Below are 21,974 nucleotides of genomic sequence, written 5' to 3' on the forward strand. Positions count from 1 at the left end.
TCGGCGAGCGCCTGTTCTCCGGAGCCGTCCGTCGCTGGCGGCCGACGGAGCGACTCGGCGCCGGCGGTCAGGGATCGCCGCAGGCGACCGCCCGCAGGGCGGCTTGTCCTTGACCGGCGGAGACGAGTCGCTCAGGCGAGCCAGAAGCGATGGACGGCGCCGGAGACCAGGCGCGGGGCCTGTTCTCTGGTGAGTCGGGAGCGGCCCTCGGCGGCCGCCCACGCCGCCCTGCCCGGCCCGCGACAACTGCGGGTCCAGGACAAAGCCCGCCCGCAGGGCGCCTCCTCGCCCCCGTCCCCTCCTCCTCGCCCCCGTCACCCCCCTCCGCGCAGCCGCTCGGTCCCCGCACGATCGACCTCTCCGGCCGTGTCGAGCGCCACGCGATAGATCTCGCGCGCGGCCTTCGCCCCGACCCGGCCAAGCCGCACGTCCTCGGCCACTTTCGCGGGATCGCGCGCACCTGGATCGCCGTAGCCGCCCCCGCCCGGCGTGCCCACGCGCACCCGGTCGCCCGGACCCATCGGGATGTCCTGCTCCTTGGACAGGTGGGGGGGCACGTGGATCTCCCCGCCGCGGATCACCTCGACCGAGTTCATCGCCCCGTCCCGGCCCCCCAGCGCCCCCGGCGGCCCGAACCGCCCGTGGTCCATCACGAACGAGGCCCGCGCCTCGCCCCGCCGCAGCTCGATCTCGTAGGAGAGGCCCAGGCCGCCGCGATGCTCGCCCGCCCCCCCGGAGTCCTCGCGCAGGGCGTAGTGGCGGTAGAGGACCGGGAACTGCTGCTCCATGATCTCGACCGGCGGCGCCTTGGAGATGCCGATGGTCGAGCAGCCGTTCGACAGCCCGTCGCCCCCCGCGCCGCCCCCGTAGCCCCCGCCCGACAGCTGGTACATCACGAAGCCGCGCCCCTTCTCCGGGTCGACCCCGCCCAGGCCGAAGTTGCCCGAGGTCCCCGCCGGCGCCGCCGTCACCCGCTCGGGGCTCGCCTTGACCAGCGCCGAGAACACCGCCTCGGCCACACGCTGGGAGGTCTCGGCCGCGCAGCCCGAGACCGGGCGCGGGTAGCGCGCGTCGAGGAACGTGCCCTCGATCCCCGAGACCAGCAGCGGCTCGAACGCGCCCGCAGAGATCGGCACGTCGGGGAAGATGTGGCGCACCGCGAGGTAGACCGCCGACAGCGTCGTGGCGCGCACCGAGTTCATCGGCCCGGCGCAGGGCGGCGAGCTGCCGGCGAAATCGAAATGCAGGTCGTCGCCCTGCCGCTCGACCGCCACCCGGATCTCGAGCGGCGCGTTGACCACGCCGTCGCTGTCGATATGGGCGAGGCCCTCCCAGCGACCCTCCGGGATCTCGCGGACATGCACGCGCATCTGGGCGGCGGCGCGGCGGCGCAGCTCGGCGACGGCGGCCTCGACGGTGGCCTCGCCATAGCGGTCGAGCAGCTTCTCCAGCCGGTCGGCGCCGACCTGCAGGGCGGCGGCCTGGGCCTTCACGTCGCCGATCCGCTGTTCGGAGACGCGGATGTTGGAGCAGATGATCGCGTAGATCTCGGCATCCAGCACCCCCTGCTTGAACAGGCGCACGGGGGGCAGGCGCAGCCCCTCCTGCTCGACCGCGGTGGCCGAGGCCGAGAAGCCCCCCGGCACCGCCCCGCCGGTGTCGGGCCAGTGGCCGGTGTTCGACAGCCAGCACCAGATCTTCCCGCCCCGATAGAACGGGCGCGCGAAGCGCACGTCCATCAGGTGGGTGCCGCCCAGGTAGGGGTCGTTGACGATGTAGACGTCGCCCGGCTCGGGCGCCGCCGTCACGCCCTGCCCGATCCGCTCGAGCAGGATGCGGGTGGATTCCTGCATCGCCCCCACGAAGACCGGCAGCCCGTTGGGACCCTGCGCGATCAGGCTGCCGTCTTCGGCCGCGTAAATCCCGTCGGCGCGGTCGTTGGCCTCGGCGATGATCGGCGAGAAGGCGGCCCGGGTGAAGGCGAGGTCCATCTCCTCGCACACCTGGCTCAGCCCCGCCTGGATCACCGAGAGGGTGATCGGGTCCAGCGTCGTCGCGGAAACGGGCGCGTCGGTCATGCCGCCACCTCGATCATCAGGTTGCCGTCGGCGTCCCCGGCGGCGCGGCAGCCGGGATCGACGACGAGGGTGGAATCGAGCTGTTCGACGATGGCGGGCCCCTCCAGCGCGGCCTCGGCGGGCAGCTTTTCGCGGCGATAGACGGGGGTCTCGCGCCAGCCGTCCTCGAACCAGACGCGGCGGGTCCCGGTCTGCGCCTCGGCGAGCGTCGCGGCCCGGCCCTCGGCGGGGATCAGCAGGGCGAGGTCGATCTCGGGGCGCACGCCCACGATCGAGGCGTTGAGGTTGACCAGCGCCGGGCGGATTTCGGGCAGGTCGACGCGGAAGCGGTCCCAGTAGGCGCGAGCGAACAGCTCCTGCAACGCCTCGCGGGTGGGGGTGGCGGTGGGCAGGGGAACCCGCAGCAGGTGGGTCTGGCCGATGAACTGCATGTCGGCGGAGAATTGCTCGCGCACCTCGCGGACCTCCACCCGCTCCTGCGCGATCAGGGCGCGGCCCTCCTCGGCCTGGCGGGCGAGGGTGGCGTGGACGAGGTCCATGTCGGCGTGGTCCAGCGGCTGGTTGAGCGTGTTGACGAAGTCGTGGCGGATGTCGGCGACCACGCAGCCGAGCGCATTGGTGATGCCGGGGCGGGCGGGGACCAGCACGCGCGCGACGCCGAGCTCCCGCGCCAGCGCCACCGCGTGCAGCGGCCCCGCGCCCCCGAAGGCGAAGAGGGCGAAGTCGCGCGGATCCTCGCCGAGGCTCAGGCTGACCATGCGGATCGCGCCCGCCATCCGGGCGTTGGCGACCCGGATCACGGCCGCGGCCGCGGCCTCGGCGTCCAGCCCCAGCGGGCCGCCCAGGTCGCGCGCGAAGATCTCGCGCACCTGCTCGAGCGAGACGCCCCCCTCGACCGCGTTCAGCCGCGAGGGATCGAGCCGCCCCAGGATCAGGTTGGCGTCCGAGATCGTGGGCCGGGTCCCGCCGCGGCCATAGCAGATCGGCCCGGGCTGGGCGCCGGCGCTCTCTGGCCCGACCTCGAGCAGGCCGGCGGCGTTGACCCGCGCGATCGAGCCGCCCCCCGCCCCCACCGTGCGCACGTCCACCATCGGGACGTGGATGGGCATGGCGTATTCGACCTCGATCTCGTTCGAGACGGCGGGCTGCGCGCCCTTGATCAGCGCCACGTCGGTCGAGGTGCCGCCCATGTCGTAGGTCAACAGGTTCGGCGCCCCCGCCCGCCGCCCGGTATAGGCCGCGGCCATCACGCCGGAGGCCGGCCCCGACATCACCGTCTTGGCCGCCTCGCGCGCCACCAGCCGGGCCGAGACCATGCCTCCGTTGCCGTTCATCACCAGCAGGTCGCGGGCGTAGCCGCGGTTGGCGAGTTCGCCGGCCAGCCGGTCGACATAGCGCTGCAGCAGCGGCTGGACCGAGGCGTTGACGGCCGCCGTCACCCCCCGCTCGAATTCCCGGGACTCCGAGAGCAGCGCGTGGCCGAGCGTGACGTAGGGGTTGGGCCAGATCTCGGTCAGGATCTCGCCGGCGCGCAGCTCGTGGGCGGGGTTGGCGTAGGCGTGGAGGAAATGGACCACCACGCTCTCGCAGCCCTGCGCCAGCAGCGCGCGGGCGGCGGCGCGCAGCCGGTCCTCGTCGAGCGGGGTCAGCACGGCGCCCGCGGCATCCATCCGCTCGGGGACCTCGAGGCGCAGGTCGCGCGGGATCACGGGGACGAAGGTCCCGACCATCCCGTAGGCCTGGGGACGGGTGCGGCGGCCGAGCTCCAGCACGTCGCGGAAGCCCTGCGTGGTGATCAGGCCGGTGCGCGCCAGACGACGTTCCAGCACCGCGTTGGTGGTGGCGGTGGTGCCGTGGACGATCAGGTCCAGCGCGGCCGGGTCCGCGTCGGCGGCGTCGAGGGCCGCAAGCACGCCGCCCGCCTGGTTCTCGGGGGTGGTGGGAACCTTGGCGAGGCGCACGCCGCCGCCCGTCTCGTCCAGCATCACCAGGTCGGTGAAGGTGCCGCCCACGTCGATGCCCGCGACCACGCTCATGGCAGTTCGTCCTTCCGTCGTGTCGTCGGCCCGCGGCGGGAGCGCCGCGACCCCGCGCCCGCCCGTGGGATCGGGTCCGCCCGCGGCGCGATGCGGGCGTCGCGCGCCTGGGCAGGGTCGCCCCCCGCGCAGGTCTCGACCCGCGCCGCGGGCCGCAGACCAGCCACGCGCGCGCGGGGCGTCGCGGCGCTTGCCCCGCGGGGGGCGGGCTCAGACGCCGACATGGCGGCGCAACAGGTCGGGGTCGGCGCGCAGGGTCTCGGCCTCGACCGTCTCGGCGCTGCGGCCGTTGTCGAGGAAGGTCACCCGATCCGCGATCTGCAGGACCGCGTCGGCCCGCTGCTCGACCAGCACGATGGCGACGCCGCGGGATTTCATCTCCAGCGCGGCCTCCCGGATCAGCGCGATCATCGAGGGCTGCAGCCCCTCGGTCGGCTCGTCCATCAGCAGGACCGAGGGCTCGAGGCACAGCGCGCGGGCCATCGCCAGCATCTGCTGCTCGCCGCCCGAGAGGGTGCCCGCCCGCTGGCGCAGGCGGTCGCGCAGGCGGGGGAACATCTCCAGCAACCGCTCGCGCGTTTCGGCCCCCGTGCCGCGGGTCATCAGGCCGACCTCGAGGTTCTCGGCCACGCTCAGCTCGGCGAACAGGCGGCGGCCCTGGGGGACGTAGCCGATGCCGCGGCGGGGGATCTCGTGGGGCTTGAGGCCTGCGAGCTCCTCGCCCGCCAGACTCACCGAGCCCGCGCGCACCGGCACAAGGCCCATGATCGCCTTCATCGTGGTGGTCTTGCCCGCGCCGTTGCGGCCCATCACGCACAGGATCTCGCCCGCGCCCACCGACAGCGAGACGCCCCGCAGCGCCTGGACCTTGCCGTGGAAGGCGTCGACGCCCTCGACCGAAAGCAGAGCCTCCGCCATCCTCAGCCCCCCAGGTAGGCGCGTTGCACGGCCGGGTTGGCGTGGATCTCGGCCGGCGTCCCCTCGGCCAGCACCGCGCCCATGTCGAGCACGGTGATCGTGTCGGCGAGGCTCATCACCACGTCCATGTTGTGCTCGATCAGCAGCACGGTCGCCTCGCGGGCGACCTCGCGGACCAGGGCCTTGAAGCCCTCGATCTCGCCGTCCGAGAGGCCCTGCGTGGGCTCGTCGAGGATCAGCAGCCGGGGGCGCTGGGCGAGCCCCATGGCGATCTCCAGCAGGCGCTGGTGGCCGTAGGAGAGGTCTCCCGCAACCTGGCCCAGACGGTCGGCGAGGCCGACGCGGGCCAGCGCCGCCTCGACCTCGCCCGCCAGCGACTGGCCGGGGGCGAGGCGTCGCTGCACCGCCAGCGCCACGTTGTCGAAGACCGAGAGGTTGGCGAAGATCGAGGTGATCTGGAAGGTGTAGGCCATGCCGCGGGCCATGCGGGCGTGGGCCGGCAGGCGGGTCACGTCCTGGCCCGCGAAGGTCACCCGCCCCTCGGAGGGCAGGATGCGCCCGGCCAGCAGCCCCACGAAGGTGGACTTGCCCGCGCCGTTGGGCCCGATCAGGGCGCGGATCTCGCCGGCGGGCAACGAGAACTCGACGTGATCCACGGCGCAGAGGCCGCCGAACCAGCGGGTGACGCCCTGGGTCGAAAGCAGGGGCGCGGGCGCGCTCAGGGCAGCCACGGCAGCGCCCTCCTGCGAAGCTCGCCCAGCAGACCGGCGGGGGCGAAGAGGGTCAGGATGACCAGCGCGGCGCCCGCGATCAGCATGTAGGCGTCGGTGATTCCGCTGGAGAGGTCGATCAGGTAGAACATGAAGGCGGCCCCCAGCAGCGGCCCCAGCACGGTCCCCGCGCCCCCCAGCAGCACCCACAGCAGCGGCAGGATCGAATACTGCACCGAGGCGAAGGTCGCGCCCACATAGCCGAACAGCAGCCCGTAGGCCGCCCCCGCCGCCCCGCACAGCGCCCCCGAGACCACGATCGCCCCCAGCTTGTAGCGGGCGACGTCGTAGCCCAGCATCCGCGCCCGCTCCTCGTTCTCGCGGATCGCCACCAGCACCCGGCCGGCGGGGGAGCGGACCAGCGCGAGCACGATGAACATCGCCACGCTGAACAGCAGCCAGGCGGCGAGATAGCGGACGTCGGGGGCGGCGAGGTCGAGGCCGAAGAAGGTCCGCGCCTCGCGGGCGATGACGAACCCCTCGTCGCCGCGGGTGTATTCGAGGAAGTAGAGGATCGTCAGGTAGCCGGCCTGGGCGAACATAAGCGTGACGATCATGAAGGCCACGCCTGCGGTGCGCAGCGCCAGCGCGCCCACGGCCGCCGCGATCAGCGCGCCCGAGCAGATGCCGACCACAAAGGCGGGCTCTGCGGCGAGGCCGAGGTGCTGCATCGGCAGGCCCATGCCGTAGAGGCCGGCCGCGAAGAACAGCGCATGGCCCAGCGACAGCAGCCCCGCGTAGCCGAACATCACGTTGTAGCCCAGCGCGAAGACCGCCAGCACCAGCACCCGGGCGATGACGCCGTGGTGATAGTCGGGCAGCAGGAAGTTCGCCGCCAGCAGCAGCAGGGCGACCGCGATGTGCAGGGCGCCGGGTTTGGCGAAACCGGTCATGCCGCGCGCGCTCCGAACAGGCCCTGCGGGCGGAACACCAGCACCATCGCCACCAGCAGCGTCGCCAGGATCTTGGCCAGCGTCGGCGAGAAGAACACCGAGATGATCCCGTCGCTCATCCCGATCAGCAGGGCGGCCAGCACCGTGCCTCGCAGGCTGCCCAAGCCCCCGATGATCACCACGATGAAGCTCAGCAGCAGCGGGTCGCCGCCCATCAGGTAATGCGCCTGCTGGATCGGCACGATCAGCACGGCCGCCACCGCGGCCAGCCCCGCGCCGATGGCGAAGGTCAGCGCGAAGACCTGGCCGACGGGGATGCCGAAAGCCTGCGCCGTCTCGCGGTCATATTGCGTGGCGCGCATCACAAGGCCCAGACGGGTGCGCGAGAGCACCAGCCACACCGCGATCAGCATCGCCACCGCCGCCCCGATCACGAACAGCTTGTAGGAGGTCGTCGACAGCCCCCAGGGCCAGTAGAGCGCCAGCCCCTGCTCGCCCCACTCGATCCAGGGCAGCGCCAGGCGGTGATTGAACGGCGGCTGCACGGGCCGCGCGTCGGGGCCAAACCCCATCAGGGTCGCCTGCTGGATGATGTAGAGCAGGCCGATGGTCGCCACGATGGTCCGTTCGGGGTCGTAGCCCACCCGCTCGAGCACCAGCCGGTCGGCGGCCCAGGCGAGCGCCCCGACAGCCAGCGGCGCGAAGATCAGCGCAGCCGCGAAGCCCAGCCAGGGCGGGGCGCCCAGCGTCTCGTCCACGAAGGTCGCGACGAACCACGACGCGACGGCGCCGAGCATGAAGAACTCGCCATGAGCGACGTTGACCACCCGCATCACGCCGAAGACCAGGCTCAGGCCCAGCGCGGTCAGCGACAGCACGGCGGCCAGCACCGCGCCCTCGAGCGAGGCGAGCAACAGGTAGGGACCGAGTTCCATGGGGGCGTCAGGCGGCTCGTTGAAGGGCCGGGGCCGGGCGCCCGGCCTGCGGGCGCCGCCGGCCGGCGGCGGAAGTCAGGAAAGGGACCGCCCCGCCTCCCCTCGGAGCGGGACGGCCGCGGCGCCTTGCGCGCCCCGGCGCGAGGGCCGGGGCGCGAAGCGGCGTCAGAACGACATCGTCGTGTAGTCGACCTCGTCGGGATAGAGCCCCGCCTCGATCGGCGCGGTGTGCTTGAGGACGAGCTTCCCCCCCTCGACCCTCGAGACGTACTGCGGCCCGAACACCTGGTGGGTCTTGCCGTTGAACCGCTTCGGCCCCTGGGGGTGCATCTCGGAGGCCGGCATCTCGCCCATCGCCTCGACCGCCTCGATCAGCTTCTGGCGGTCCGAGGGGCCGGCGTAGCCCGCGGCCTCCATGCCCGCCTTGATCACGAACATCGTCTCCCAGCAGCCGAACATGTGGGCGTAGGTCGAGACGTCCTTGGGGTCCGAAACCGAGGCCCCGTTGGCGTCGCAGCCCACCTTCTCGCGGTAGAAGGCGTCGAACTGCGGCCCGCCCTCCTGGGCGTAGCGGGGCATCCCCTCCCAGAAGTAGGTGCCGTCGAGATACTCGAGGCCGGGGTTGGTCAGGTCGGTCGCCTCGAGGCTGTCGATGAAGCCGAAGATCTCGGGGCGGGAGGGGCCGAAGAACTCGCCCATCTCCTTGACGAAGGTCAGCACCGCGGGGCCGACCATCACGTGGTAGAGGACCTCGGTTTCGCGCGGGATCTGGGGGAAGTACTTGGTGAAGCTGGTCTCGGTCGGCGGGATGGCGATCTGCTTGATCACCTCGCCGCCCTGGGCCTGGATCGCGGGGACCAGGCTGTCGCGGTGATCGTGGCCGAAGGCGTAGTCCGGATAGACCATCGTCACCTTCTTGCCGAGCGTCGAGGTGATGAACGGCGCCATCGCCATCACCTGGCTTTTGACGTCGCAGATGCCCGGCTGGATGGTCCAGCGGTTCAGCGCGCCCGAGGCGACGTGGTGCCCCTCGGAGACCACGAAATAGGGCATCTTCAGCTCGCCCGCGCGGGGGGCCGAGCCCATCACGACGTGGGAGAACAGCGTGCCGTAGGCCACGTCGCACTCGGACTGGGTGGCGAATTTCTCGACCACCTCGGCGCCGCGCTTGGGATCGGTGCCGTCGTCCTCGGCCACCATCTGCACCTCGCGGCCGTTGATGCCGCCCTGCTCGTTGATCAGGGTCGCGGCGGCGGTGGTGACGCGGTCGTACCAGCGGCCGTAGGCGGCGCCGATGCCAGTGCGGTGGACCTGGAAGCCGATCTTGATCGGGGCCGAGCTCTGTGCCTGGATGTAGGGCACGAAGCCGGGCAGCGCGCCCAGGCCCGCGCCCGCAGCGCCGAGGCCCGCGAGGCCCTTGAGCGCGGTGCGCCGGCTCAGCCCCCCGCCTGCGGCGCCCGTTCCGGTCGCCGTGGTCTCAATCTTCGTCGTCCCCCCGGACGCGGATTTCTTCACGATCTCGGACATCGGACCCTCCTCTGTCGGTCCCCGGCTGACCGCCGGTTTAATAGACTCAAGCTGTATGTGTGCAAACAACTTGTCCAGCGTTTTCGCACCAGCCCCGTTCAGGCGCCTTTCGGAGCGGCAAGGAGCCACAAACCGAGCAGCGTTGCCAGCACCATGAACCCCGCCAGCGGAATTTGCGAGCGCGCGGCCCGGCGGGCGGAGCCGAACAGGTCCAGCGCCGCGGCGTGGGCGACGAAGACGCCGACGACGTGGCCCAGCACGATGGCCGCGGCCTGGGTCAGCCAGATCGGGCGGACGTCGTCGACATGGTTGAAGAACGAGGTGGTGACCTCGTGCGAGGTGAAGCTGGTCAGCTCCCAGTGCCGATGCAGCGGATCGCCCAGCGCCGCCCAAAGGTACTGCCCCTGCACCAGCACGACGGGGATGTAATGAGCGAGGTGGTAGCCCGCGACGATGGGAACCAGCGACAGGCCCAGCCGCGCGAAGGCCGCGCGAAAGCCGGGGGGGACGGGGTCGCCCGGCGCCGGGGGGCCGGCCAGCGCCAGACCCGCCGCCACGCACCCCCCGCAGGCCAGGCTCAGCAGCGCCACCGAGCCCGCCATGCCCAGCAGGGATTCCGCGATCACCGCCGAGCGGCCCGGGAACTCCAGCGGGTTCACCCCGATCCAGTCGAGCCAGACATAGGTCTCGTTCAGCCCGTCGAAGATCCCCGCGCCGAGCGCCGCCAGCGCGAATCCCGCGGCGCCTGCCCCGGCGAGCGCGCCCGCGGCGCCTTCGGCCAGCCGCCCGCCCGGCAGGCGCAGGGCAAGCCGGCCGCCCTCCTCGCGCAGGGGCGCGAGCGCCGAGAACAGCGAGAGCCAGGCGCCGAAGCCCTCGCCCCGCTCCAGCCAGGCCTCGCCGAACACGAGCGCCAAGGCGACGTGGACGATCCACCACAGCGCCATCGCCGAGGCGGCGCGGGCGGGATCGAAGGGCGCGGGATCGGCCAGCGCGAAGCCCATCACCGCCAGCCACGAGAGGGCGGCGGGCCACATCCCCCACCGCTCCGGCAGGGGGAGGGGCGGGGGGCGGTCGTGCAGGAGGCGGGCGCGGATCTCGCGGACCGGCGCGCGGAAGGGCGAGAGCCAGGCCCAGAGGTCGCCTCCCAGCAACATCGCCGCGGGCGCCAGGATGTAGAGCCCGCACCACAGGCCCAGCGAAGCGAGGTTCTCTAGCGGATCGCGCGGCCCGAACCAGCCGATGAGGATCAGCGCCCAGAGACCGAGCGCCGAGGCGAGGCCCGCCAGCCGCTCTCCGCCCCGCGGCGCGGGGACCGGCAGCCGCAGCGCCCGCGTCGCCGCCCGCGCCCAGGCCGGCGGGGCCAGCGCCAGCGCCAGCGCCGAGGCCCCGACCGCCGCCGCTCCCGCCGGGATCCAGTAGGCGGTGGGCAGCAGCAGCGCCACCGCCCCTTCCGAGACATGCGCCTGCGCCGGCGCGGCCATCAACACCGCCGGCGTCGCGAACCGCACGGCCCGCGCCGCGCGCCGCCCGCGCGCCGCCCCATGCCTCCGCCCTGGACCTGCGTTCCCCATGGCAGCCACTCCGCGCCATCCGGCCCGGCAGAGCAACCGACGCCTTGTCGCGCCCGCCACGCGCCGCGGCGCCCCTGGCGAGGGAGCGCCGCGTCCGGCGCCTCGCCCCTTGCAGACGCCCCGCCCGCGGCGCGCTTCGGCGATGCGCCTGGGGCGACCGGCGCCCGGGACGGGGCGCCGGACCTGCGCCACGGGCGGATCCCGGCGCCGCCCGGGCGCCGGGGCGCGGCGCCCGGGCGGACCTCTGCGCCCGGCCCCGCCGCGCCCGGTCCACCGCCGGCGCGACCGCCCGGGCCGACCGTCACGCGCGTGGCGCTCCCCGGCGCCACGCCCGACGCTCCCCCCGGCGCGCCTCCGAACGCCCGCATCCCGCGCGACGCCGGACGCCCGCCACGGGCGGGACGCCAGATCCGCGCCGCGGGCGAGACCGGGCCACGGGCGCGAGGCTTGTCGCGGCGCCCCCTTGAACGGGCGCCCCGATTGCCCGAGGCTCCCCCAGCCCTCGCGATTTCCCAGCCCTCGCGAATTCCCAGACCGGAGCCCCGGATGACCGCCGACAGCGCCCTGATCGTCATCGACCTGCAGACCGACTTCTGCCCCGGCGGCCGGCTCGCCGTCGCGGGCGGGGACGAGATCGCGCCCCTCGTCAACGCGCTGCAGGCCGAGCACGGCGCCGTCGTCCTCACCCAGGACTGGCACCCGGCCGAGCATGCCTCCTTCGCCGCCAACCACCCCGGCGCCGAGCCCTTCTCGATGACCGAAGCCGCCTACGGTCCGCAGGTCCTGTGGCCCGTCCACTGCGTCCAGGGCACGCCCGGCGCCGCGTTCCACCCCGACCTCGCCACCGAGCGCGCCGACCTGGTGATCCGCAAGGGCTTCCGCCCGGCGATCGACAGCTACTCGGCCTTCTTCGAGAACGACCACGAGACGCCAACCGGCCTCGCCGGCTATCTGCGCGAGCGGGGGATCGCCGACCTGACCTTCTGTGGGCTCGCCACCGACTTCTGCGTGCGCTGGTCGGCCGTGGACGCGGCCCGGCTGGGCTTTCGCGCCACGGTCCGGCTCGACGCCTGCCGGGCGATCGATCTCGACGGATCGCTGGCCCCGGCCCTCGAGGAGATGCGCGCGGCCGGGGTGAGGCTGCTCGAGGGCTGATCCCCGCCCCCCCCTCTCGTCGTCCCCGACGAGGCCGGACCCTCGCCGGCGCGGCAGAACCGCCTCGCGCCCCCCGGCGCGGCAGAACCGCCGCGGGCGCGCCGACGCACTGGCGCTCGGGAAAGATAACGGCGATTATCCGACCGGCCGGCAGGCATGCCGCGCTGCACCCGACCTTGCCGCCGACCCGCGGCGCGAGGCTCGGGCAAGGACGAACCTGGAGGGAAGATGACCGCACATGACGCGCGCCTTGTGGGCGCCTACGAACTCCCGTACCGGCATGCGCCGGACAAGTCCCTGGCGCAGATGCAGGCCGAGGCCGCGCTGGGCGCCGTCGCGGACGCCGGGCTGACGATGAAGGACGTGGACGGCTTCTTCTGCGGCGGCGACACGCCCGGCATGGGGCCGATGAGCCTGATCGAGTATCTCAACATCACGCCCCGCTACACGGATTCGACCGAGACGGGCGGCAACTCCTACGTCTCCCACGTGGCGCGCGCCGCCCGCGCCATCGACGCGGGCCTGTGCGACGTGGCGCTGGTCACGCTGGCGGGCAAGCCGCGCACGCCGGCCAAGGGCTCGCGCCCGATGACCGACGCCAACAAGCCCGACCAGGACTTCGAGCTGACCTACCACCCCACGGTGCCGGCGAACTACGCGCTCGCCGCCCAGCGGCACATGCACGAGTACGGCACGACGTCCGAGCAGCTCGCCTGGATCAAGGTCGCGGCCTCCCATCACGCCCAGCACAACCCCCATGCGCTGCTGCAGGGCGTGGTGACGGTCGAGGACGTGGTGAACTCGCCGATAGTGGCCTCGCCGCTGCATCGCTTCGACTGCTGCGTGATCACCGACGGCGGCGGCGCGCTGGTGCTGGCGCGCTCGGACATCGCAAAGAAGCTCGACCGCCCCTCGGTGAAGATCCTCGGAACCGGCGAGGCGGTGAAGCACCAGGGCGCGGGCGACATCGACCTGACCTTCACCGCGGGCAAATGGGCCGCCGAGAAGGCCTGGAAGATGTCCGGCTGCACCCCCGACCAGATCCAGTACGCCTCGATCTACGACAGCTTCACCATCACGGTGCTGCTCGAGATCGAGGACCTGGGCTTCTGCAAGCCGGGCCACGGCGGCGGCTTCGTGGCCGAGGGCAACCTGATCTCGGGCAAGGGCAAGCTGCCGTTCAACACCGACGGCGGGGGCCTGTGCTCGAACCACCCGGGCAACCGCGGCGGCATGACCAAGGTGATCGAGGCGGTCCGCCAGCTGCGCGGCGAGGCGCACCCGGCCGTGCAGGTCCCCGACTGCGCCCTGGCGCTGGCGCATGGCACCGGGGGGAGCCTCGGCACCCGCCACGGCGCCTCGACCCTGATTCTCGCGCGGGAGGACTGATCCCATGGCCGAAGACCACAAGATGAGCTACGCCGACCCCTGGATGCTGCCCGAGACCAAGGGTTTCTGGGAGGCCTGCAACCAAGAGAAGCTGGTGATCCGCACCTGCCTCGACTGCGGCCGGGGCCACCACTTCCCGCGCGCGATGTGCCCGCACTGCTACTCCACGAACCTCGAGTGGAAGGAGAGCGACGGGACCGGCACGATCTACTCGTTCACCGCCCAGCAGGTGAAGGGCGGGGGCAAGTACGTCTACGCCTATGTCGAGATCGCCGACCGGGTGCGCGCCATCACCAACATCGTCGACTGCGACCCCGAGGCGCTGAAGATCGGCCAGAAGGTGAAAGCCGCCTTCCGCCCCTCCGCCTCGGGCCAGAACATCCTGGTGTTCACCCCGGCCTGATCGGGACGGAGCGAAACGACGAAGGGCGGCGCCGGAGGTCCGGCGCCGCCCTTTGCTTTGGTCCCGGCCTGGCCCGGCGGCTCAGCGAACGCCCTTGCGATCCAGGAAATCCAGGATCGCCGCGGCCATCGGCTCGGCGGTGGCGGGGTCCAGATGAAAATGGTGGTCGCCCGGCAGCTCGAGGCGCGCGTAGTCCTCGATCAGCTCGGCGCCCCGCTCGGCCACGCCCGCATTTTCGGGGCGCAGGTGCAGGGTGCCCTCGCTCGCCCAGATGTTGAGGACCGGGCTGCGGATGGCGCGCAGCACGCTCTCAACCTGGGCCTGGCTGAGCTTGACCGCAGAGCTTGCGAACAGCCGCGGATCGCCGCGCATGCGGAAGCCGTGGGGCGTCTCGACCAGGGCGCGGGCGGCCAGCGCCTCGCCTGTGCGCTCGGCGTTGCCCTTGTCGCCGCGGCGGCGGATGTAGTCGCCCGGGCTCTCGAACAGGCGCGGCGGGCGCGAGCGGCGGAACCGGGTCTCCTGCACGAAGGCGCGCAGGGTGGCGGCGACGTCCTCGCCGATCGGCTGGGGGGCGAGGGAATCGAGCGCCACGTAGGCCCGCACCGCCTCGGGCAGCGCGGCGGCGAAGAGCGAGGCGATGTTGGCGCCGCGCGAATGGCCCAGCAGCACGCAGTCGTCCCAGTCCCACAGGTCGAGCAGCCCGACGAGCTGGGGAAGGTCGTCCCAGATGTTGTAGGTGGCGTGCGCCGCGCGGTGACCGCTCAGGCCCTGCCCGCTGAGGTCCGGCGCCATCACCCGGCAGCCGGTCAGCCGGGGGGCCAACTCGGCGAAGCTGCCGGCGTGGTCCATCCAGCCGTGCAGGGCCAGCACCGGCGTGCCGTCCTCCGGCCCCCAGGCGAGACCCGCAAAGCGCAGGCCGTCGACCTCCCAGGCGCACTCCTCGGCCTCGGCGGCCTGTTCCGTCTCCATTCGTTCGCCTCGCGTGATCTGATCTCGCCCGGTGACAGCGCATTTCGCGCCGCCGTTCGAACCGCGCCCGGAGGCGCCTGCATGAAGAAGCCGGGCGCAGGGCGCGCCCGGCTTCGGGATGGGTCGGGCCCTGCGCTCAGAAGCGCAGGGTCAGGCGCAGGCTGCCGCCATGGGCCGAATAGCCGTCCGCGAAGGCGCCGTCGTAGACCGCCTCCACCGACAGCTGCTCGGAGTCGACGACCGCGAGGCCCGCGCTCAGCCGCGCCGTCGCGTCGGGGACCGCCACCGTGTTGGCGAAGCTGCCCAGCGCCGGGTTGGCCGAGGCGAGGCGCCCCTGCGCCTGATAGCCGTCGAGCGAGGACAGCGTCGCCCCCACCCTCACCCAGCCGCGCAGCATCGAGGACGCGGTCAGCGGCGTCTCGCCGCCCACCTCAAGCGCCGGGGTGACCATCACCGCGGTCTCGCTGCTCGAGGCGAGCGCCAGGTTCAGCGCGCCCGCTCCCTGCTCGGAGTAGCCGCCCGCCGCCGAGTGCACCACGTCGACGTCGAGCGAGGGCCGCAGCCAGCCGTGCGGCAGCGCCATCGTCCAGTCGGCGCGGACCCGGCCCGAGAGGCTCCAGACGTCGGTCTCGGCCGTGGCGGTGGCGGCGGCCAGGCGCCGCTCGAGGTCGAAGGACCCCCAGCTTCCGCCGAGGCCCGCCGAGAGACCCCAGGCGCCGATCTCGTGGCGCGCCGAGACGGCGAGGAAGCCGGTTCCGCCCTCGGCCGAGGTCGAGGTGTCGCCGGAGTAGTCTGCCCCCTCGTAGCCCGCCGCGCCGCCCACGATCCAGCCTGGCGCGACGATGGCCTGGCCGGCGAGGCCGGTGGTCCAGACCGAGCCGTCGTAGCCGAACGCGCCCGAGGCGTCGCCCTGCTGGTCGCGCCGTTCGATCCCGCCGAGCATCCGCACGCAGCGGCCCTGCCCGTCCATCGCGGCGCCCCCGCCCCCGATCGCGGCCGGGCCGTCGCAGCCCTGCGCCGCGTCGAGCCGGCTGCGCGCGCGGTCGAAGTTCGCCGCCGCCGGGGCCAGGGTGGCGCCCGGCGCGAAGATCGACAGCGACTGCGCGTAGGCCGCGGGGTCGAGGCGGGCCAGCCGCTCCTGCCCCGCGAAGAAGGCGCCGAAGCCCTCGCCGCCCGCGTCGAACACGCCGTCGAGATAGCGCCCCGCCGCGGCCTGCTGGGCGTCGAGCCCCAGTTCGGGCGCGGCGAGGTTGCTGTCCACCGCCTCGACGGCGATCGCGCCGCCGGCGCGGGTCTGCGCGAACTCGAACAGCACGCTCTCGATCTCGTCGAAGCGGCCGCGCAGGCCGCCCTCGGCCGAGATCACCTGAACCTGCGCGTCGGGAGAGATGGTCACCGGCTCGATCAGCAGCGTGCCGCCGAGCCGGGCCGTGCCGTCGACCTGCAGCAGGTCCATCCGCTCGCGGTCGAAGTCGCCCGTCACCCGCAGCGTGCCCTCGCGGGTCTGGGTGAAGTCGCCGGTCAGGCGCGCCTGCCCGATGCCCGCGCGCGGCGGGGCGGGGGGCGTCAGCGGGCTCAGCCGCGGCCCGCGGCCCGGCGCGGCGCCGCCGCCCGCGAATACGCCGGGCTCTGCCACCAGGTCCACCGTGCCGGCGTTGGTCACATCGGCGGCGGAGCGGTCGATCCCGGTCCAGGTCCCCTGGTTGTAGAGCACGCCCGCCGCGCCGCCGCTGCCGTCGGCGTTCTCGAAGGCGATGTCGCCGGCAAGCGTCCCGTAGTTGGAGACGGTGATGTAGGACCCCTGCGCCTTGCTGCGCGAGCCGAGGTAGCGCACCGCATAGCCGTCGCCGTCCGCCGTCCCCAGATAGGCGCCGCCGCCGACCAGCACCGTGTTGTTCGACCCGTCGATCAGCAGCGCGCCGGTCCCGTTGCTTCCGGTTCCGCCGATCACGCTGCCGTCGATCTCGACGTCGATCTTGCCCGGGGTCTGCGCCCCGTCGGCCTGCGCGAGAATGGCGATGGAGCCCGCGCCCTGGGCATGGACCACGCCGAAGCTGGAGACGTCGATATAGACCTCGCCCGTGGACTGCGCCGTCGGCGAGTCGCCGGCGCTGGAGCCGTAGCTGACCCCCTCGGGTCCGCCCTGGATGCCGCCCCCGCCCGAGATCGACTGCGCGACGATCCCGTGCGCCCGCGCGCCTGTGGTGGTGATGGTGGCGTCGATGGTCAGGTTGACGAGGCCGCCCTCGCCCGAGGCGCCCCCGCCGCCCTCGATGCCGCGGAACTGGTAGGTGGGGCCGGAGGCGTCGCCCCCGATGCCGCCGCCGCCGCCGATCGACTGGGCCACCAGCCCGTGCGCGCCGGCGCCCGACGTGGCGATGCGGGTCGAGGAGGTGGTGTCCAGCCTGACCTGGCCGCCGGCGCCGCTGGCGCCGCCGCCGCCGCCGACGGTGACCGAGGCGAGCGAGTCGGTGTCCGCGGCCCCGCCGACGCCGCCGCCGCCGCCGATCGACTGGGCGACGACGCCGAAGGCGCGGTCGCCCGAGGTGGTCACCTGGGCGTCGTAGAGGACGAGGTTGACGATATCGCCGTTGCCCGAGGCCCCGCCCCGGCCGCCGACCGTGACCTGGAGCTGGTGGGACGAGGATTTCTCGGACGCCTCGGAGTTGCCGGCGCCGCCCAGCCCGCCGCCGCCGCCGATCGACTGGGCGAGCAGGCCGTAGGCGTCGTCGCCCGCGGTCGTGGCATAGAGGAACATGCCCTCCGTGTTGAAGGACAGCGCGCCGCCGTTGCCGGCGGCGCCGCCGGCGCCGCCGTCCGATCCGCCCACCGTCAGGTCGCCCGCCGCCTGGTCGGAGCCGTCCCCGCCCAGGCCGCCGCCGCCGCCGATCGACTGCAGCACCGCCGCGTGCGCGCCGTAGCCGAGCGTCGAGATCGAGGTGTTCGGCGTGTTCGCGGTGAAGTAGATGTCGCCGCCATGGCCGCCGGTTCCGCCGGTCCCCCCGACGCCCAGCGTGAGGTTGGCCGTCGCCTCCGACCCCTCGGCGGTCGAGGTGCCGCCGACGCCGCCGCCGCCGCCGATCGACTGCAGCACCATGCCCCGGGCCCAGTCGCCCCGGGTGGCGATCGCGCCGCCGAAGTCGAGCGACACGGTCCCGCCGGTCCCGCCCGATCCGCCCGAGCCGCCGAGGCTGAGGGTCAGGTTGTAGGTCGTCTTCGAGTCGTCGCCGAAGGACTTGCTCTCGCGCCCCGTGTCGTTGGCCGCGGAGCCGCCGAGCCCGCCGCCCCCGCCGATCGACTGCGCCAGGACGCCGTCGGCGTCGTCGCCCTGCGTCGCGACTCCGCCGTTCAGGGTCACGTCGACTGCGCCGCCGGTCGCGCCCGAGCCGCCGCTGGCGCCGACGCTGAGGGTCACGTCGCCTTCGAACTCGCCCTCCTCGCCCTCGCCCTCGGCCTCCTCGCCGCCGCCGGTCCCGAACTCGGCCCCGATGCCGATGGTCCCGCCCTGCCCCGCGCCGCCGCCGCCGCCGATCGACTGCGCCACGATCCCGCGCGAGCCCGAGCCCATGGTGGAGACGAGGGTTCCGGCCTCGGTCGTCAGATTGACCGCGCCGCCGAAGGAGCCCGAGCCGCCGGAGCCGCCCAGCCCGATCTTCACGTCGGCCGTGAAGCCCCCGCCGATGGTCTCGGCGGCCGCGTTGCCCACGCCGCCGTCGCCGCCGCCGCCCCCGATGGACTGCGCCAGGATGCCGTTGGCGTTCGCCCCCCAGGTGGTGATGCTGGCGGTGTCCTCGAGCGCAAAGGCGACCGTGTGGCCGCGCCCGCCGCCGCTGCCGTCGCCGCCGATGGCCGAGGAGACGCCCAGCGAGGTGCTCTCGGCATAGCCGACCGTGGCGCTCAGCGCCTGGCTGGCGCCGCCCGCGCCGCCGCCGCCGCCGATCGACTGCGCCAGCACGCCGTGGCTGCCGTCGCCGCCGGTCGTCAGCATCGAGTTGTCGCGGAGATAGACATAGACGTCGCCGCCGGCGCCGCCGGTCCCGCCCGTGCCCCCCACCGCGGTGGAGACCGACAGCGCCACCGCGTTGGCCGGATCCTCGGGATCGACCGGCACCGCCACCGTCAGCGCGTCGGCGAGCGAGGAGCCGCCCATGCCGCCGCCGCCGCCGATGCCCTGGGCCACCACGGCCGGGGAATCGGACGCGTCGTAGTCCGGCGTGCCGTCGTCGTTCATGCCGGTGATCAGGCTGGCCCCGCCATTGATGTCGACGACGGTTCCGTCGCCGCTGGCGCCCGCCTGGCCGCCGACGCCGCCGCTGGCGCCGACCGAGACGTCGAAGCCGAAGCCCACGTTCGCCACCAGCCCCTGGGCCGAGCCGCCGGTCCCGCCGCCGCCGCCGATGGTCTGCGCCACCACGGCCGCCGAGTTGGCGCCGCGGGTGCGCACCTGGCCGCCCTTCACCTCGGCCACGGCCGCGATCCCGTTGCCGCCGGCCGAGCCGCCGCCGCCGATCTGCAGCGGAATCACGTCCTCGGCCCCCACCGTGAAGGCCGAGCCGCCCGAGCCGCCCCCGCCCCCGATCGACTGGACCACCAGCCCCGGAGAGCTCTGGCCATAGGTGTCGATATAGGCGCCGTGCCAGTAGGCCTGCGCGAACCAGCCGTTCCCGCCCGCGCTGCCGGTCCCGCCGAGCTGGAGGCTGGTGATGTCCAGCACGCCCCCGCCGGTCGCCGAACCTCCCGCGCCGCCGCCGCCGCCGATCGACTGCACCAGCACGCCGGTGGAATAGTCGCCCCGCGTCGTCACGTAGGTGACCCCCTCGTCGGAGGGGGCGCCCGCGGCGTCGTTGGGGTTGATGGGGCCGTCCGTGCACGCGTCGTAGTCGGTCGAGATGCAGGCGCTGCCGCCCTCGCCCGACGCGCCGCCGGACCCGCCCACGCCCAGCCCGGCCCCGACCGACATGTCGATCACGTCGCCGCCCGTGCCGCCGCCGCCGCCGATCGACTGCGCGACCAGCCCGTGGGAGAAGGCGCCCGAGGTCTCGGTCGAGCCCGCGACCGCGAAGATGCTGGCGTCGCCGCCCTCGCTCGCCGCGCCGCCGCTGCCGCCCACGGCCGCGATGCCCAGCGACCCCGCGCCGGAGCCGCCGCCGCCGCCGATCGACTGCGACAGCACGCCGATCGAGGCGTCGCCGGTGGTGGTCACGTCGCCGGCGGTGTTGACGCCGGCCGCGCCCGATTCCTGGTTGGCGTTGGCGCCCGAGGCGCCGCCCTGGCCGCCGATCGACAGCACGCCGCCCGAGGCGCCCCCGGCGCCGCCGCCGCCCGAGATCGACTGCGCCACGATGCCGTTCGACCCGTAGCCCGAGGTGGTGACCGAGCCCGAGTGCTGGACGGTGACGGTCGAGCCGAGCCCCCCCTCGCCGCCGTCGCCGCCAAGCCCCAGCACCAGCCCCGCGCCGACGCCGCCCGAGCCGCCGCCCCCGCCGATCGACTGCGCCAGCAGGCCGTAGGAATGGTCGCCCGAGGTCTCGACCGAGCCCTGCATGACGATCTCGGCGCCCGAGCCGTTGGCGCCGTTGCCTCCGTCCCCGCCCGAACCGAAGAGGACGCCGGTGAAGTCCGCGCCGACGCCCCCGCCCCCGCCCAGCGAGTGCAGGACCACGCCGGTCGAGAAATCGCCCCGGGTGACGATGGACGAGCCGGCCGCGCCGGTCATCCTGACCGTTCCGGCCGCGCCGCCGTCGCCCGCGACGCTGGCGTTGCCCCCGCCGATGCCGCCGACCGACTGGCCGACCGCGCCGTAGGCCGCCTCGCCATTGGTGTCGAGGGTGCTGTTGGCGCCCATCTCCAGAAGGATGTCGCCGCCCCGCCCGCCGGCGCCGCCGCGCGAGCTGTCGTCGCCGTTGCCCTCGCCCCCGTCGCCGCCGCGCGCCAGCGCCACCATGCCGCTCAGGCCGTAGCCCTGCGTCGTGATCGCGCCGCCGGTGTTGCTGAGGTGGATCTGGCCGACCGAGCCGTCGGTGTTCACCGCCGCGCCGCCGCCCGCGCCGCCGACGTTCTTGTCAGGCGAGGCGCCGCCGTCGCCGCCCGTCGACAGCGCGAACATCGCGCCCGACCCCATGTCGGTGTCGAAGGCGGCGGTCAGGCTCGGCGCGTAGATCGAGATCGAGCCCGTGTTCCCGATCGTGATCGGCCGCCCCTCCTCGCCCCGGCCGCCGGGGTCGGAGTTGTCTTCCGAGGACTGGCCGAGGCCGCCCCGGGAATGGGCGTAGACGCCCGCGATCGAGCTCTGCGGGTTGGCGACATGGCCGGTCGTGTCGAGATACATCTCGATGGTCCCGGCGTTGGTCACGTTGATCTGGCCGCCCGCGCCGCCCGCGCCATTCTCGGAGCCGCCGTTGCCGCCGTTGCCATAGGCCATGATGGCCTGCGCCCCGTTGGGGATCGAGAGCAGGCTGGTCTGGGAATCGCCCAGCCGGATCAGTCCGCCGGCGTGGTTGGTGATGGTGATCTGCTTGGCGTCGCCGCCGTTGCCGCCCTTCTGGTCGCCGCTGCCGCCGTTCATCTCGGCGCCGTCGCCGCCCTGGCTGACCACCCGGACGCCGAAGACCTCGTCGCCGTTGGACCCCGGCGCGTTCGAGCGCACGATCATCTGGCCGTAGTTGTCGACCGTCAGGATGCCGCCGTCGCCGCCGCGCCCGCCGTCGTTGCCGTTGGAATCGGGCGTGGCGCCGGCGCCGCCGAACCCCTGCAGGTCGATCAGCGACAGCCGCCCGCCGCCCCCGGTCCCGCCGCCGGTCAGGGTCAGCGAGCCGCGGTTGGTGATGAAGAACTCGCCCCCGTCGACGCCCCGCGCCTTGTCGTTGCCGTCGTCGCCGCTGGTGGAGCCGCTGCTGCCGGTGGCATGGTAGTCGATCACGATCGGCTGCGAGCCCGCGGTGGCGGTGACGTCGACGTCATTTTCCACATAGCCCAGGAAGCCGTCTTGCGAGAGCGTGGGGGCGAAGGCGATGCCGGTGTCGCCGGCGCTCAGCGTGCAGGTCTTGTCGTAGGACGTGCTGCAGCCGATCACGTCGGCCCGGGCCGAGGGGGTCGAGGCCAGCGCGATCGCCGAGGACGTCGCCAGCATCGCACACAGGAACGGACGCCGCGCCGCGGCGTTGCGAAGAAGGATGGACAAGGCAGCACTCCCCACGCCTGTCACAGGCGGGGATACATCGAGCCCGCCCAACCCGAAACGGCCCGGCCGCGTTCATCGCGATTCGGTCGCCGCCGACTTCGAAGACCCCCCCGAGCGCTCGAAGCCGTTTCGCAGTTCAACACTTTGAAC

The 21,974-nt window shown here is 73.7% G+C and carries 13 protein-coding genes; 3 read left to right on the top strand and 10 right to left on the bottom strand.

The annotated features are described in order from the left end of the window. Positions 1-314 precede the first annotated feature (314 nt). The 8 genes from AAC134_RS12170 to AAC134_RS12205 form a co-directional block, all read right to left on the bottom strand. Positions 315-2,078, bottom strand: a complete 1,764-nt coding sequence (locus AAC134_RS12170; RefSeq protein ID WP_339949358.1) for a hydantoinase B/oxoprolinase family protein — start codon at positions 2,076-2,078, stop codon at positions 315-317. Continuing rightward, positions 2,075-4,114: a hydantoinase/oxoprolinase family protein gene (locus tag AAC134_RS12175; protein ID WP_339949359.1), complete on the bottom strand. Its 2,040-nt coding sequence runs from the start codon at positions 4,112-4,114 to the stop codon at positions 2,075-2,077. The genes AAC134_RS12170 and AAC134_RS12175 overlap by 4 nt, the downstream gene beginning before the upstream one ends. Positions 4,115-4,324: 210 nt before the next feature. After that, on the bottom strand, positions 4,325-5,020 hold the full coding sequence (locus AAC134_RS12180) for an ABC transporter ATP-binding protein (protein ID WP_339949399.1): 696 nt from the start codon (positions 5,018-5,020) through the stop codon (positions 4,325-4,327). A 14-nt stretch (positions 5,021-5,034) separates the two neighbouring features. After that, the gene (locus AAC134_RS12185) at positions 5,035-5,763 is read right to left on the bottom strand and encodes an ABC transporter ATP-binding protein (RefSeq protein ID WP_339949360.1); all 729 of its coding nucleotides are present in this window, start codon (positions 5,761-5,763) and stop codon (positions 5,035-5,037) included. Beyond that, positions 5,751-6,695: a branched-chain amino acid ABC transporter permease gene (locus tag AAC134_RS12190; protein ID WP_339949361.1), complete on the bottom strand. Its 945-nt coding sequence runs from the start codon at positions 6,693-6,695 to the stop codon at positions 5,751-5,753. The genes AAC134_RS12185 and AAC134_RS12190 overlap by 13 nt, the downstream gene beginning before the upstream one ends. Further along, positions 6,692-7,630, bottom strand: coding sequence for a branched-chain amino acid ABC transporter permease (locus AAC134_RS12195; protein WP_339949362.1), 939 nt, complete (start codon positions 7,628-7,630; stop codon positions 6,692-6,694). Before AAC134_RS12195 ends, AAC134_RS12190 begins: the two co-directional genes overlap by 4 nt. Positions 7,631-7,795: 165 nt before the next feature. Next, complete coding sequence (locus tag AAC134_RS12200; RefSeq protein WP_339949363.1) at positions 7,796-9,157, bottom strand: ABC transporter substrate-binding protein; 1,362 nt, start codon at positions 9,155-9,157, stop codon at positions 7,796-7,798. 98 nt (positions 9,158-9,255) lie between these two features. Next, a complete protein-coding gene (locus AAC134_RS12205) occupies positions 9,256-10,665 on the bottom strand; it encodes a hypothetical protein (protein WP_339949364.1) in 1,410 nt (469 codons plus the stop codon). A gap of 609 nt (positions 10,666-11,274) precedes the next feature. Here AAC134_RS12205 and pncA point away from each other — a divergent pair. The 3 genes from pncA (at position 11,275) to AAC134_RS12220 (ending at position 13,675) form a co-directional block, all read left to right on the top strand. Beyond that, positions 11,275-11,883 carry a bifunctional nicotinamidase/pyrazinamidase gene (gene pncA / locus AAC134_RS12210; protein ID WP_339949365.1) on the top strand — a complete coding sequence of 203 codons (609 nt, stop codon included), beginning with the start codon at positions 11,275-11,277 and terminating at the stop codon, positions 11,881-11,883. Between the two features lie 228 nt (positions 11,884-12,111). After that, positions 12,112-13,272 carry a thiolase domain-containing protein gene (locus AAC134_RS12215; RefSeq protein WP_339949366.1) on the top strand — a complete coding sequence of 387 codons (1,161 nt, stop codon included), beginning with the start codon at positions 12,112-12,114 and terminating at the stop codon, positions 13,270-13,272. A gap of 4 nt (positions 13,273-13,276) precedes the next feature. After that, positions 13,277-13,675 (top strand): Zn-ribbon domain-containing OB-fold protein, encoded by a 399-nt coding sequence (locus AAC134_RS12220; RefSeq protein WP_339949367.1) that lies wholly within the window; start codon positions 13,277-13,279, stop codon positions 13,673-13,675. Positions 13,676-13,756: 81 nt separating this feature from the next. On the opposite strand, the gene AAC134_RS12225 is transcribed toward AAC134_RS12220, so the two are convergent. Continuing rightward, positions 13,757-14,644, bottom strand: coding sequence for an alpha/beta hydrolase (locus AAC134_RS12225; protein ID WP_339949368.1), 888 nt, complete (start codon positions 14,642-14,644; stop codon positions 13,757-13,759). Between the two features lie 136 nt (positions 14,645-14,780). After that, entirely contained in the window at positions 14,781-21,824 is a 7,044-nt protein-coding gene (locus AAC134_RS12230) for an autotransporter outer membrane beta-barrel domain-containing protein (protein ID WP_339949369.1), read from the bottom strand. Positions 21,825-21,974 lie beyond the last annotated feature (150 nt).

Source organism: uncultured Albimonas sp., assembly GCF_963977235.1.
In the GTDB taxonomy this organism is placed as follows: domain Bacteria; phylum Pseudomonadota; class Alphaproteobacteria; order Rhodobacterales; family Rhodobacteraceae; genus Albimonas.